The following is a 13,559-nucleotide window of genomic DNA, read 5'->3' as shown; positions in this document are numbered from 1 at the left end:
AGGGGGCGGGTCACGTTACGAGGAGCAACAGATGCCAAGGGCAGTTCAGATCAGTGAGGCCGGTGGGCCGGAAGTCATGGAGCTACGCAATGTGCCGCTGGTAGAGCCGGGTCCCGGGATGGTGCAGGTCGAGAATCGCGCTATCGGGCTCAATTTTATCGATACCTATCATCGCAATGGCCTCTACCCGCTGCCGCTGCCCACAGGGCTCGGTACCGAGGGGGCCGGGGTGGTGACCGCTGTCGGGGAGGGGGCTGATCTCGCCGTTGGCGACCGGGTGGCCTACTGCTCGGCGGGTATTGGCAGCTATGCGGAGGTGCTGAACCTCCCTGCGGCCCGGCTGGTGAAGATTCCCGAGGGGGTGGACTTCGAAATCGCGGCTGCGGTGATGCTCAAGGGGCAGACGGTGGAGTACCTGCTGCAGCGCTGCTTCCCCCTCAATCCGGGCCAGACCTGCGTGTTCCACGCCGCTGCCGGTGGTGTAGGTCTGCTGTTCGGCCAGTGGGCCAGCGCCCTGGGGGCCACGGTGATCGGCACCGTGAGCTCTGCCGCCAAGGCGGAACTGGCTAGGGCCCATGGCTACCACCACGTGATCAACTACGCGGAACAGGATGTGGCGCAGGCTGTCGCTGATATTACCGGTGGCGTGGGCGTACCGGTGGTTTACGACGGGGTGGGGCGCGATACTTTCGAAGCCTCACTGTCCTGCCTGCAACCCAGGGGGATGCTGGTCAGCTTTGGCAACGCCTCCGGCGCGCCGGAGCCCGTAGACCTGCAGCGGCTGGCCCTGGGCGGTTCCCTCTACGTGACGCGCCCGACCCTGGTGAGTTACACCGGCAGCACCGGGGAATTACGCGACTCCGCCGCCGCGGTGTTCGAGCGGGTACTGGATGGCCGGTTGAAGGTGGAAATTCAGCAGCGCTACCCACTGGAGCGCATCGCCGACGCCCACCGGGACCTGGAGGCGCGGCGTACCACCGGCTCGACGGTGATCCTGCCGTGATGGACATGCCGGGCCCGGTGACCCTTCGGGGCGAACGGGTGCGACTGGAGCCACTGTCCCAGGATCATGCCCAGGGGCTGTACTTGCGGGGGCGCAGTGAGGCCGACTGGGCCTACATGCCGCGCTGTGCCTTTGTCGACCAGGCGGATGCCCGGCACTGGATCGACGACGCCCTGGCCAGCCCGGGGCAGTTACCCTTCGCCATCGTGGAAAATGCCAAGGACAAGGTGGCCGGCAGCACCCGTTACCTGAATATCCGCCCTGAGCACCGCGGTCTGGAGATCGGCTGGACCTGGCTGGGTGCCGAGTGGCAGCGGACCGGCGTAAACACCGAGGCCAAATTTCTCCTGTTACAGCACGCCTTCGAGCGCCTGGGCTGCATCCGGGTGGAGTTCAAGGCCGATGCCCGCAACCTGCGGTCGCAGCAGGCCCTGGAGCGTATTGGAGCCACCCGTGAGGGGGTGCTGCGCCAGCACATGGTGGTGCAGCAGGGGTATCTCAGGGACTCGGTATACTTCAGTATCCTGGACAGCGAGTGGCCGGCAGTGCGTGAGCGCCTGCAGGGCTTGCTGGACAGGGCCGGCCAGACCCTCTCCAGCCAGACTCTTTCCAGCCAGGCCCCGTCCAACGACTGAGGGTATTACTGCACCATTTCGTTGTCGGTAAACACGCCTTCGAACAGGGGGCCGCTCAGGTAACGCTCGCCGGAGTCCGGCAGAATGGCCACGATGGTCTTGCCGGCATTTTCCGGGCGACGGGCCAGGCGATCAGCCACGGCCATGGCGGCGCCGCAGGAGACCCCGGCCAGGATGCCTTCCTTCTGCATGAGCTTGTGGGCCCAGGCGAAGGACTCCTCATTGTCGGCCTGCTCCACCATATCGACCATCTCCAGGTCGAGGTTGGCGGGCAGGATGCCGGCGCCAATCCCCTGGATCTTGTGCGGCGCGTGGGTGGGTTCTTCGCCCGCCTTGGCGGCGGCGATCACAGTGGAACTGGCAGGTTCGACTGCCACCGTGGTGATGGCCTTGCCGCAGGTTTTCTTTATGTAGCGTGAAATGCCCGTGAGGGTGCCGCCAGTGCCTACGCCGGACACCAGGATATCGATCTCGCCGTTGGTCGCTTCCCAGATCTCGGGGCCGGTAGTGGCCTCGTGAATGGCCGGATTGGCGGGGTTCTCAAACTGGTGGGGACCCCAGTATTTCGCCGGGTCCGAGGCGAGGATTTCCTCCGCCTTGGCAATGGCGGCGGGAATGCCCTTGGCACCGTCGGTGAGGATGATGTCCGCCCCCAGCGCCTTCATCAGCTTGCGCCGTTCCAGGCTCATGGTGTTGGGCATCACCAGGGTACAGCCATAGCCCCGGGCCGCGGCCACAAAGGCCAGGGCGATCCCGGTATTGCCGCTGGTTGGCTCGACAATCGTCATGCCCGGTTTCAGGCTGCCGTCCTTTTCTGCCGCATTGACCATGGAAGTGCCGATGCGACACTTCACCGACATGGCCGGGTTGCGATTCTCCAGCTTGGCGTAGATTTTTCCCTCGCTGATGTGATTGATGCGCACCAGAGGCGTATTGCCGATGGTGCCCGCGTTGTCGTCGTAAACGCCAGCCATGATGTGGTCCTCCCTGGAGTGGTGTCGCGGCTCGCTGCCGCAAGTGCTGCAAGGTTAGTCGCCGCAGGTGAAGGTGTCCATCGGGCTTGCCAGGGCTCTGATTGAAAAAAAATCCACCCGGCGGGGAACTTCGTATCAAGGGGGCAGTCTTAACTGTCAGTTGTAACGCGGTAACCCGCTCTGGGCGTGACAGGTCCACAAGACGTCAACACGACCAGCCGGGCCCCATCAGGTCTCGATCCCCCTGGAGATAGTCCCTATCTCTGTTCCAACCGGCTCTTATGAGCCGGTTTTTTTATTTGTTGGGGCATACGGGCGTAATTCGGAATTATGTCTGGGGGAGCACGCGTGGTAGCCGGGGGCCTTTCGGGACCTTCAGCGGCCCGGATGGTCTGGGCCGCATCCGGACTGAGGAGCCCCCATGGAGAGCCCACCCCTCTTTTCGGGTGCGGGTTCACGGCGTGTCCCGGAAGGGCCCCGGGTACCGCGGGTGCGGGTTCAGCGCTCCATGGCGGCAAGAATCGACTCCCCCGTCTGTGGCCCCACCAGCGTCACCGCCAACTCCCCATCCGGGTTCAGGATCAGCGTGGTGGGCAGGACCACCGGCCTCGGCGTGCCCAATTCGGCGGCCGGGTCGGGGATAATGGGGAACTCGACGCCCAGCTCCGTCACCTGGGCCTCCAGTTCCTCCCCGGTCAGCCCGTCGTAATTCACCCCCAGTACCCGGATCTGCTCGTGCCCGGCATCCAGCCGGTTCAGCTCCGGGATTTCCTCGATGCAGGGTTTGCACCACTTGGCCCAGTAGTTTACCACCACCCACTGGCCTCGATGGGCTGCCAGGCCGGTGGGGCCAGGGTCGGATTCACTGCTGCAGGCGGCCAGTAGTACCACCAGGGTGGCCAGGAGGATTCTCATTCTTCAAACAACTCCACGAGATTCATGTTCAGGGTTTCCCGCTGGTGGTGGCGCTCCTCACGCAGCAGGGTATAGGCGCGCTGTTGCCACGCCATCTGGGCACCGATGTCCTCTTTCGCCAGCGGCCGCTCGGCATCCACCCACTCCTTAACCTGCCAGAAGGTAATGCCGTGCAGGTCCCGGCTCAGCAGGTAGTGGCCGCGCTGGTTCTGGGCGATGAGATTGTGCTGCTTGAACACCTCCCGCAGGTGGCGCCAGGTCTCGCTGTCCAGGCCCTGGACGACCTTGACGCGTCCGTTGAGCAGTTCGATCTCGCGCACCGGCCTGCCGCTGCGCTGACGGGTCCAGAACAGGTACAGCACATCCAGCGCCTTGAGCACGGTGGGGCGCGCCGCCTGCTCCGAACTCTGGTAGGCGGACAGGCTGTGAACGAAGATGCCCCCCATGAGGACGATATTCCACGACACATAGATCCACAGCAGGAACAGGGGAACCGCGGCGAAGGCGCCGTAGATAAAGGTGATGCTGGAGCCCTGTACCAGCGCGGTGAACAGGGTGCGTGCGAGGTTGAAGGCGATGGCCGCGAGCACACCGCCGGCGATGGCGTGGCGGAACGGAACCCGGCAGTTGGGGACCGACACGTAGAGCAGGGTGAAGGCCGCCGCGGTCAGTAACAGGGGGATCAGGCGCAAAAAGAAGTCCGTGGCGCCGATGACGTCGTAGTCCTCGATTACCAGCGCGGCGGCGGCTACCGCCCCGGGTATCCCCAGCGCCAGGCCAATGGTGATGGGGGCGAGACTCAGCACAGCCCAGTAGATCAGAAAGCTGGACAGGGGGCTGCGGTTCTCGCCGGTGCGCCAGATCTGGTTGAAGGCCCGCTCGATGTTGCGCAGCATCAGTACCGCGGTGATGACCAGAAAGACGATGCCGAAGCCGGTCAGGTTTTTGGCCTGGCGGGAGAAATCTGACAGGTAGCCTTCCAGTTCCGAGCTGGTGTCGGGCAGCATGTGTTCGAACATCAATCCCTGGATGCGAGTCTCCAGGCCGTCGAAGGCCGGGACCGCAGAGGCCATGGTGTACAGCACGGTCATCAGCGGGACCAGCGCAAACAGGCTCATGTAGGTGAGCGCGGCGGCGTTGTCGGTACAGCGGTCGTTGCCGAACCGCTGAAACAGGTAGCGAATGCGCGGCCAGATTCCCTGCAGTTTTTCTTTTATAGCGTCCATAACGGCATTATGGCACGGGTGCCGATACGCAACGAGAGGCGAGTATTGTCTTCCGTGGCCCGGCGCCGGCTTTGTTATACTGCCGGGCTTTTGAGCCTGTCCGGAGAAACCCGTGAGCGAATTCCAGATCTACCACAATCCCCGCTGTTCCAAGTCTCGCAATACCCTGGCCCTCTTGCAGGAGCACGGGGTAGAGCCGGAGGTGGTGTTGTATCTCGAGACCCCGCCGGACGCGGCGGGGCTGCGTGACCTGCTGGCGAAGCTGGGCAAGCAGCCCGCGGAACTGCTGCGCAAGGGCGAGGCCGAGTACAAGGAACTGGGGCTGGGCGCCAGCAGCAGCGACGATGAGCTGGTGGCCGCCATGGCCAGTCACCCCAAACTGATCGAGCGCCCGATTGTGGTTCGCGGTGAGCGCGCGGTGCTGGGCCGGCCGCCGGAAAATGTGCTGGCGCTGCTGGACTGAAACCCGTGGCTGATCCCTACATTCTGGTGCTCTACTACAGCCGCCACGGGGCGGTGGCGGAGATGGCGCGGCAGGTTGCGCGCGGCGTGGCTACCGTGTCAGGTATGGAGGCGCGCCTGCGCACCGTGCCGTCGGTATCGGCCGCCAGTGAACAGAGCGTCGCGGAAATACCGGAAGACGGCCCGCTGTACTGTGAACTGGACGACCTGCGCGACTGCGCCGGGCTGGTACTCGGCAGCCCGACCCGCTTTGGCAACATGGCGGCGCCGATGAAGTACTTTCTCGACGGCAGTTCCGGCCTGTGGCTCAGCGGGGCAATGATCGATAAGCCGGCGGGGGTGTTCACCTCGACCTCCAGCCTGCACGGTGGCCAGGAAACCACGCTGCTGAGCATGATGCTGCCCCTGCTTCACCACGGCATGGTGCTGGCGGGGCTGCCCTATAGCGAACCGGGGATGCTGAGTACCACCTCCGGCGGCACGCCCTACGGCGCCTCGCACTGGGCGGGGCAGGATAACAGCCGCCCGGTGGACGATACCGAAGCCGCCTTGTGCCGGGCGCTGGGGCGTCGCGTGGCCTCCCTCGCCGCGAGGCTGGCGGCGTGAGTGCAGCGTCGCCACGGGCAGGCCTGTCGCGCCTGTGTTGGATTATCACCTGGTCCGCCTGGATCGTCCTGTTTGTCCAGCAGGTGCTGGATGCCGCCATGAACGGCGTGCCCGCAGTGATCTGGCTGGGCAAGCTGCTGCCCCTGCTGCTGTTTCTGCCCGGTATGCTGCGCGACCGGCTGCGCAGCTACATCTGGCTGTGTTTTGTGTGCCTGCTGTACTTCATCGCACTGGTGGAACGTCTCTTCGCAATTCCCGGGAGTGCGCTGGCCATCGTTGGTATGCTTGCGGTGGTCAGCCTGTTCTGTGCCGCCATGCTCTATGTGCGCTGGCGGTCGCGTGAACTCAATGCCGGATCAGCCCCCCCGGCCTGATCCGGCAGGCAGTTACTACGGCAGGCAGTTACTACGGAGAGAAACCATGAGTAAGCCCTCGGCCCTGCGCCGGTTCTTTGGCGGGTTGTGGAATTTTGTCACCCGGGTCCGCCAGGCCCTGGCCAATATCGTGTTCCTGCTGATGCTGGTGGTGCTCTACCTGGTCTTTTCCGGTGGCGGGCCGGAACCGCTGCCAGCAAAAGCGGCCCTGCTGCTGAACCCCACCGGGGTGGTGGTGGAAGAGCGCTCGCCGGTCGACCCGCTCGTCGCCCTGGCCGGACAGGCCAATCCGTCCAGTCACGAGGTGCTGCTGCGCGACGTGCTCGACGCCATCCGTTATGCGGCGGAAGACCCCCGAATCAACGCGCTGGTGCTGGAGCTGGACGGCCTGATGTCGGTGGGTATGAGCAAGACCCTGGAAATTCGCGAAGCGCTGCAGGCCTTTCGCAGTTCCGGCAAACCCATTATCGCCCGGGGCGACTACTACACCCAGGACCAGTACCTGCTGGCGAGCCAGGCCGACACCCTGATTCTGCACCCCTTCGGCGCGGTAGCGCTGGAGGGCTTTGGCAGCTATCGCAATTACTTCCGCGACGCCCTCGATAAACTTTCCGTGAACGTCCACGTGTTCAAGGCCGGTGAGCACAAGTCGGTTGCGGAGCCCTACCTGCGCAACGACATGTCGCCGGGGGAGCGCGAAATTACCGCACGCTGGCTCACGGACCTGTGGCAGCGTTATACCGATGAAGTGGAACAGCGCCGCGGGCTTGAACCCGGGGCGGTGAACAGCTACGTCAACGGCTACGCTGCCGCCCTCCGGGCCCAGGGGGGCGACACCGCGAAGGCGGCCCGGGCCGCCGGCCTGGTGGATGAATTGATGCCCCACAGCCAGTCCAACGATTACCTGGCCGACCTGGTGGGCGCCCGGGATGCCGAGCATCGCTACGAGGCCATCACCTTCGAACATTACGTCAGGCGCCAGCGGCCCCTGTCCCTGTCTGAACCTCACACCGACCGGGTGGCTGTGGTCACCGCCGAGGGCAATATCCTGCCGGGGGAACAACCGCCGGGTTCCATTGGCGGCGACAGCCTTGCCTGGCTGATCCGCGACGCTGCCGCCCGGGACGGGGTGAAGGCCCTGGTGCTGCGGGTGAACAGTGGTGGGGGCAGTGTTTTCGCGTCTGAAGTCATTCGCCAGGCGGTTCTCGAGGTGCAGGCGGGGGGCCTGCCGGTGGTTGTCTCGATGGGCTCTGTGGCAGCCTCAGGGGGCTATTACATCGCCGCCAGTGCCGATCGTATCTTCGCCACCCCCGCTACCATTACCGGCAGTATCGGGGTTTTCGCGGCGATCCCTACCTTCGAGGACCTGATGGGGCGGTTGGGGGTCAGCACCGACGGTGTGGGTACCACCGACCTCGCCGGCTCCCTGCGGGTGGACCGGCCCCTGAACGAGCAGGTGGCCAGCGCCCTCACCAGTTCGGTTGAATTTACCTACCGCAATTTTCTGGAACTGGTGGCCGAGGGCCGAGGCATGACCGTGGAGCAGGTGGACGCGGTGGCCCAGGGCCGGGTGTGGAGCGCGGCGGATGCCCGCGAGCAGGGCCTGGTGGATGAGTTGGGTTCCCTGCGGGAGGCGGTTGCCGCCGCCGCCGAGCTGGCCGGTCTAGACGCCCCCGAAGTGGAATACATCAACCAGCCCCTGTCGCCGCGGGAGCTGCTGCTGCAGCAGCTGTCGGAACGGGCCAGCCCGATGGGGTTGGAAGCACTGGTGCCGCGCACCGCAAGTCTCGAACGCCTGCTTGCGCCACTGCAGGAAGCCGCGGACCTGATCGTCTCCCTGCGCGATCCCGCCCATCTCTACATGCGCTGCCTGGCCTGCCCCGGCCCGCTCTAGGGAGTCCGGTGTACCACTCCTTATAGCGCCGGGTTGGGCTCCGCGTTCGCAGTCCGTTTTGCCTGCCACTGTGCCAGGTCGTCGAGAATCATGTACAGGCTCGGGACCAGCAGCAGGGTAATCACCGTGGCGAAGACAATGCCAAAGGCCAGGGACACAGCCATCGGCACGATCTCCTGGGCCTGGACGCTGCGCTCCAGCAGCATTGGCGCCAGGCCGAAGAAGGTGGTCAGGGAGGTGAGCAGGATGGCGCGGAAGCGGGTAGTACCGGCGTCCATCACCGCGGTGAGGGGGGCAACCCCGTCGCGGATTGCCTTGTTGATGTAATCCACCAGGATCAGGCTGTCGTTGACCACGACCCCGGACAGGGCGATGACCCCCATCAGTGACATCATCGAGAGCGGGTAGCCGGTGATCCAGTGGCCCACCACTGCGCCGATCACCCCAAAGGGAATGACCCCCATGATAATGAGCGGTTGCAGGTAGGATTTGGTCGGCACTGCCAGCAGCGCGTAGATGCCGAACAGCGCCAGGCTGAAGCCGATCACCATGCTGCGGGCCATCTTGGCCTCTTCATCCGCCAGGCCGGAGATGCCCCAGCTCAGGCCCGGGTATTTCTGCATCAGCTGCGGGAGCACCCGCTGCTGGATGTCGGTCATCACCCGGCTGGGCTCCACCAGGTCCTTGTTGGCCTCGGCGGTGACCTCGGCGGCGCGCTGGAAGTTGATATGGGTGGCCTTGAGCAGGCCCTGCTCCACACTCAGGCGTGCCACCGAGCCGAAGGGGACTTCGCTGCCGTCGGGGGTGCGGATGTACATGTCGTGCAGGCTGCTGACGGTCTCCCGGTCGGCCCGGGGGTAGCGCACCATGACCCGGATCTCGTCGATACCGCGCTGGATACGCTGGGCCTCGGCGCCGTAAAAGGCGTGCCGCACCTGGCTGGCCAGGTCGTAGCGGGTGAGGCCGAGCGCCTCGCCCTCGGGCAGGATATCGATATGAAATTCGTCCCGGGTATCGCTCGCCCCGTTGCGGATATCGTAGAGCCCCTCGTAGTGACGCAGTGCCTCTTCCAGTTCCTCGGCGGCGGCGCGCAGGGTATCGAAGTCCTTGTGCATCAGGTCGAAGGCGATGCTGGGCCCGAACTTCGGCCCGTCGGCACTGGAAATGGCCAATACCTTGGTGCCGTGAATGTAGCCGATCTTCTCGCGCCAGCGGCGCTCGATTTCCCGGGTACTGATGGAACGCTTGTCTTCCTTGGTCAGTTCGACATCCACGCCGCCGGATATCTGGTCTGTGCCATAGGCGAAGATGTGGGTGATGAGTTTTTCGCCCCCGGTTGTGCTCTGGTGCTCTTCCTCGACCTCTTCCAGAGCCCGCACAACCCTCTGGACGGCCGCCAGGGTACGCTGCTCAGGGACGCCCTCGCTCATGGTGACTTCGGCATGCAGGAACTCGCCGGGAATGTCCGGTGCGATTACCGTGCGCACAATGCCCCCCGCGAGCAGGCCACCACACAGGATCAGTCCGGATACAAATGAGGCCACCGTCAGGTAGCGGTTGCGGACGCAGCGGGCAACGAAGGGCGCGTAGCGGTATTCCACGAAATGCTTGAGCCGGTCGTTGACCACTTCCTGTATGTGGTCGATATACAGCAGCAGGCGGTTGCGGGTCGGCGCGCTATGGGCGAGGTGGGCCGGCAGGATCCACTTCGATTCCACCAGCGAGAACGCCAGGCACAGGATCACCACCCAGCCGCAGGCTGCGGGCATGGCGGCAAATATGCCTTCCATGAACAGGGTGGGGGCAAATGCCACGATGGTGGTCAGTACGCCGAAGGTGGCCGGGGTCGAGACCCGGTACACGCCGCGGATCACGTTGTCGATGCTGTGCCCGTGGCGCTCGGTTTCCGAGTAGGCACTCTCCCCCATGATGATGGCATCATCCACCACAATCCCCAGCACCAGGATAAAGCCGAAGATGCTGATCATGTTCAGGCTGGCGTGGATGTAGGGGGTGTTGATCATCGCCATGGCGCCGAGGAAGCACACCGGGATGCCCAGCATCACCCAGAACGCCAGCTTGATCTCGAGGAACAGGGCGAGGATCAGGAACACCAGCAGGGCACCCATGGCGAGGTTGCCCATCATCATGCCCAGGCGCCCTTTCAGGTAATAGGTGGAGTCAGCCCAGGTTTCGATGCTGACGCCTTCGGGCAGTTCGGCGTTCTTCCGCTCGATGTAGGCTTTGGCGACATCCGCTGTCTTGATGATGTCCTGTTCGCCCATGGCGAAGAGTTCCAGCCCCAGGGAGTAGCGGCCGTTGAAGGTGGCAAAACCCTTCGCTTCCTCGAAATCATCTTTTACGGTGGCAATGTCCCTGAGCAGCAGGCGGGTACCATCCGGGTTCGTGCGCAACACGATATTCTCGAAATCCTGCTGCACGTAGGCCTGTCCCAGGGTGCGCAGGGCGATATCGCCGTGCTCGGTGCGCACGGAGCCCGCGGGCAGGTCCAGGGAAGAACTGGAGATGATGTTCGCCACCTCGCCCAGGGAGAGGTGGTATTCCCGCAGCAGTTGTTCCGAAATCTCGATGGAAATCTCGAAATCGCGGGCACCGACGATGCTGGCCGCTGACACTTCCGGGTAGGTCAGCAGTTCGCGGCGGATTTCCTCCGCCAGGGTCTTCATGCTGCGCTCACTGAGGGGGCCAGACACCTGCAGGGTCATGGCCGGGAACATGATTTCGGGCTGGCTGATAATGGGTTTTTCCGCTTCTTCGGGGAAAAACAGGATGGCGTCGATGCGGTTCTTGATGTCATCGAGGAGTTCGTTGACGTCGGTGCCATCGAGGGGTTCGATCATGACCCGGGCGTGAGATTCTAGCGCGTCGGACTCCACCCGCTTGATGCCGTCGATGTCGTTGATGGCCTCTTCGATTTTCAGCACGATGCCCTGCTCGACTTCCTCCGGCGGGGCGCCGGGGTAGGACATGTTGATAAAAATGGTGCGAATGTCGAAAGTCGGGAACATGGCGCGCTGAATGGTGAACGCGCTGCCGAGTCCCACCACCATGATGATGATCATCAACAGGTTAGACGCCACCGGGTTGCGAGCGAACCAGGCGATGACGCCGGTGGGTGTCTCGGTTTTCATCAGGCTTCCCGGCCGGCCGTCGACGCGGTGGCCTGGCTGGCGTCCGTTGGCGGTGCGGGGGTCTCCTTGCGACCGACCGCCTTGCTGGCGGCGGCGGGCTCGGCCTGGTATTCCAGACGAATGATGTCGCTACCCCGGCGAGAGACGACTTTCACTTCAGAACCGGTCAGCGAGGGATCGAGGCTGGTCAGGGATACCAGTTCACCGGCTTCCAGTCCGTCGGACACGTATACCAGGTCCCCGCCCGTGCGCAGGATGCTGATTTTGCGGTCCCGCAGGCGTTGCTGCGAATCGACGACCCAGACCTGGTTGCCGGCGCGCAGTACGTGGCGGGGCAGGGCAATCAGGTCTGGCAGGGCCCGGCCCTTGATATTGGCGTTGACGAAGGTTCCGATGCGCAGCGGGGTGCGCTCCGGGTGTTCCAGGGCGTAGGGGTCTTCCACGCGGGCAACGGCGTAGAGTACTCGCGATCGCTCGTCGAAGACGCCCTCGCTGCGCTGCAGGGTAGCCGGCCAGTGGGTCACGTTGCCGCCGATATCGGTGTAGAGATCGATGGGAGCCGCCCGGTTGTTGTTGCCGAGTTCTGGCAGTTCCAGGTACTCCAATTTGCCCTGGGGAATGGGCAGGCGCACCTCGGCGACACCAATCGAGAAGACTTCTGCCAGGGGCGAGCCAGGGCTGACATACTGCCCCAGTTCTACCGATTTGCCACTGATCAGGGCGGCATAGGGCGCGCGTATGACGCTGCGTCCCAGATTGTCCCGGGCAGTGCTGAGATCTGCCTGGGCCGCGAGCAACTGTGCCTCCGCCTGCTCGAGCTGAGGCTTGCGCAGGTAGAGTGCTTTCGCCTCCGGGCTGCGTTGGCTGCCGGCGGGAAGCTTCTTCCATTCCTGCTCTGCCACCTGGGCGCGGCCTTTTTCCTGTGCCAGGGCGCTCTCCGCCGAGGCGACGGCCGACTGGGCACGCAGCAGCGCAGTCTGGTAATCCCGGGGGTCGATGCGCAACAGCACTTCGCCCTCGGCGACAAAGCCGCCCACATTGAACGTATCGGACACCTCGATGACCCGGCCCGCCACTTCGGCGATCAGGTCGGTGCGACGCAGTGGAGTGACAGTACCCTGGGCCTGGACCGGGATGCGGATGGTTTCCATGACCGCTTCCGCGACATCGACGGTGACCGGCACATAGACAGGTTCGGCGATTTTGGTGGAGGGCCGGCCAAGGTACAGCAGGTAGGTCACCGCGACTGCAGAGCCCAGCATGAGGAAGGAAAGAGATAACTGTTTCTTTGTGAGCGCCACTGCGTATACCGATCAGAACTCCCGCGTTACGCGGGAGTTGAAATGAACCGCAGTTATATCACAGCCGGCGGTTGCCGGCTGTGAAATACTTGTAATGAAGGCCCGGTAACTGCGCCGATCAGGCGGCTTTTTCGGGCTGTTGCATGTGAACATCCATCTGCGGGAAGGGAATGCTGATGCCCTCGGCGTCGAAGCGGGTCTTCACCGCCGCGTTGGTATCCCACAGTACCGCCCAGTAATCCGCTGAATTCACCCAGGGGCGTACCAGGAAGTTGACTGAGGAGTCGCCCAGTTCTCCCAGTGCGATCACCGGAGCGGGCTCGGGCAGGATGCGGCTGTCGGCGGCCACAATGCTCTCCAGGATTTCCTTGGCCTTGCGGATGTCGTCGCCGTAGGAAATACCAAACACCATGTCGACGCGGCGGGTGGGCTTGGTGGAGAAGTTGGTGATGTTGTTGCCGAGGATGGCACCGTTGGGCACGATCACCACCTTGTTGTCCGGGGTGGTCAGGGTGGTGGTGAAGATACTGATACTGTCAATCACGCCCATCGCACCCCCGGCTTCCACGAAATCCCCTTTGGTGAAGGGCCGGAAGATAATCAGCATCACCCCGGCGGCGAAATTGGACAGTGAGCCCTGCAGGGCCAGGCCGATGGCGAGGCCGGCGGCACCGAGGAGGGCGATCAGGGAGGTGGTGTCGATACCGAGCTGGCTGAGCGCGGCGATCACTACGAACAGCAGCAGGACCCAGCGCATGATCGAGGCGAGGAAGCGCACCAGTACCTCGTCCATGCCGCGATTCTGCATGAATTTGTTGACGGCTCCCACCACGGCATTCACGACCATCCGGCCCACTACAAAGATGACCAGGGCCAGAACGATCTTGATTCCCCAGGGAATCACGTAGGTTTGCAGCAAGGTGGTCGGGTCGATATTGTCCATGAATCGGGCTCCTGGCCTGTGAAGTCACAAAGTATCACCCGAATATAGCCAATTTGTGCGGCACTGCCCAACTG

Annotated in this window: 12 protein-coding genes; 6 read left to right on the top strand and 6 right to left on the bottom strand. The window is 63.8% G+C overall.

Annotated features, from left to right (window positions below; all coding sequences use genetic code 11):
* Positions 1 to 31: 31 nt before the first annotated feature.
* Positions 32 to 1,003 (top strand): quinone oxidoreductase family protein, encoded by a 972-nt coding sequence (locus FV139_RS15625; RefSeq protein ID WP_148069385.1) that lies wholly within the window; start codon positions 32 to 34, stop codon positions 1,001 to 1,003.
* Complete coding sequence (locus FV139_RS15620; protein WP_148069443.1) at positions 1,003 to 1,638, top strand: GNAT family N-acetyltransferase; 636 nt, start codon at positions 1,003 to 1,005, stop codon at positions 1,636 to 1,638. The genes FV139_RS15625 and FV139_RS15620 overlap by 1 nt, the downstream gene beginning before the upstream one ends.
* 5 nt (positions 1,639 to 1,643) lie before the next feature.
* Here the strand turns inward: FV139_RS15620 and cysK are convergent, their stop codons facing one another.
* The 3 genes from cysK to FV139_RS15605 form a co-directional block, all read right to left on the bottom strand.
* Positions 1,644 to 2,612, bottom strand: coding sequence for a cysteine synthase A (gene cysK / locus FV139_RS15615; protein WP_148069384.1), 969 nt, complete (start codon positions 2,610 to 2,612; stop codon positions 1,644 to 1,646).
* A 498-nt stretch (positions 2,613 to 3,110) separates the two neighbouring features.
* Positions 3,111 to 3,527: a TlpA family protein disulfide reductase gene (locus FV139_RS15610; RefSeq protein ID WP_148069383.1), complete on the bottom strand. Its 417-nt coding sequence runs from the start codon at positions 3,525 to 3,527 to the stop codon at positions 3,111 to 3,113.
* Positions 3,524 to 4,753: a YihY family inner membrane protein gene (locus FV139_RS15605; protein ID WP_148069382.1), complete on the bottom strand. Its 1,230-nt coding sequence runs from the start codon at positions 4,751 to 4,753 to the stop codon at positions 3,524 to 3,526. The genes FV139_RS15610 and FV139_RS15605 overlap by 4 nt, the downstream gene beginning before the upstream one ends.
* Before the next feature lie 112 nt (positions 4,754 to 4,865).
* Between FV139_RS15605 and arsC the strand changes: the two genes are divergently transcribed.
* From arsC to sppA, 4 genes are read left to right on the top strand one after another with little or no spacing between them, the layout of a single operon-like run.
* Positions 4,866 to 5,216 (top strand): arsenate reductase (glutaredoxin), encoded by a 351-nt coding sequence (arsC, locus tag FV139_RS15600; RefSeq protein ID WP_148069381.1) that lies wholly within the window; start codon positions 4,866 to 4,868, stop codon positions 5,214 to 5,216.
* Positions 5,217 to 5,221: 5 nt separating this feature from the next.
* On the top strand, positions 5,222 to 5,821 hold the full coding sequence (wrbA, locus tag FV139_RS15595; RefSeq protein ID WP_148069380.1) for an NAD(P)H:quinone oxidoreductase: 600 nt from the start codon (positions 5,222 to 5,224) through the stop codon (positions 5,819 to 5,821).
* Positions 5,818 to 6,195: a DUF2069 domain-containing protein gene (locus FV139_RS15590; RefSeq protein WP_235898673.1), complete on the top strand. Its 378-nt coding sequence runs from the start codon at positions 5,818 to 5,820 to the stop codon at positions 6,193 to 6,195. Before wrbA ends, FV139_RS15590 begins: the two co-directional genes overlap by 4 nt.
* A 46-nt stretch (positions 6,196 to 6,241) precedes the next feature.
* Complete coding sequence (gene sppA / locus FV139_RS15585; protein ID WP_148069379.1) at positions 6,242 to 8,089, top strand: signal peptide peptidase SppA; 1,848 nt, start codon at positions 6,242 to 6,244, stop codon at positions 8,087 to 8,089.
* Positions 8,090 to 8,109: 20 nt separating this feature from the next.
* On the opposite strand, the gene FV139_RS15580 is transcribed toward sppA, so the two are convergent.
* The 3 genes from FV139_RS15580 to FV139_RS15570 form a co-directional block, all read right to left on the bottom strand.
* Positions 8,110 to 11,241 (bottom strand): efflux RND transporter permease subunit, encoded by a 3,132-nt coding sequence (locus FV139_RS15580; RefSeq protein ID WP_148069378.1) that lies wholly within the window; start codon positions 11,239 to 11,241, stop codon positions 8,110 to 8,112.
* Entirely contained in the window at positions 11,241 to 12,542 is a 1,302-nt protein-coding gene (locus tag FV139_RS15575) for an efflux RND transporter periplasmic adaptor subunit (protein ID WP_148069377.1), read from the bottom strand. The genes FV139_RS15580 and FV139_RS15575 overlap by 1 nt, the downstream gene beginning before the upstream one ends.
* Positions 12,543 to 12,660: 118 nt before the next feature.
* Positions 12,661 to 13,485, bottom strand: coding sequence for a mechanosensitive ion channel family protein (locus FV139_RS15570; RefSeq protein WP_148069376.1), 825 nt, complete (start codon positions 13,483 to 13,485; stop codon positions 12,661 to 12,663).
* Between the last annotated feature and the right edge of the window lie 74 nt (positions 13,486 to 13,559).

Origin of the sequence: Parahaliea maris (assembly GCF_008064665.1) — a bacterium.
Taxonomy (GTDB): domain Bacteria; phylum Pseudomonadota; class Gammaproteobacteria; order Pseudomonadales; family Halieaceae; genus Parahaliea; species Parahaliea maris.
The sequence above is the reverse complement of the archived record's forward strand: the minus strand, read 5'-3'. Positions and strand labels throughout refer to the sequence as shown.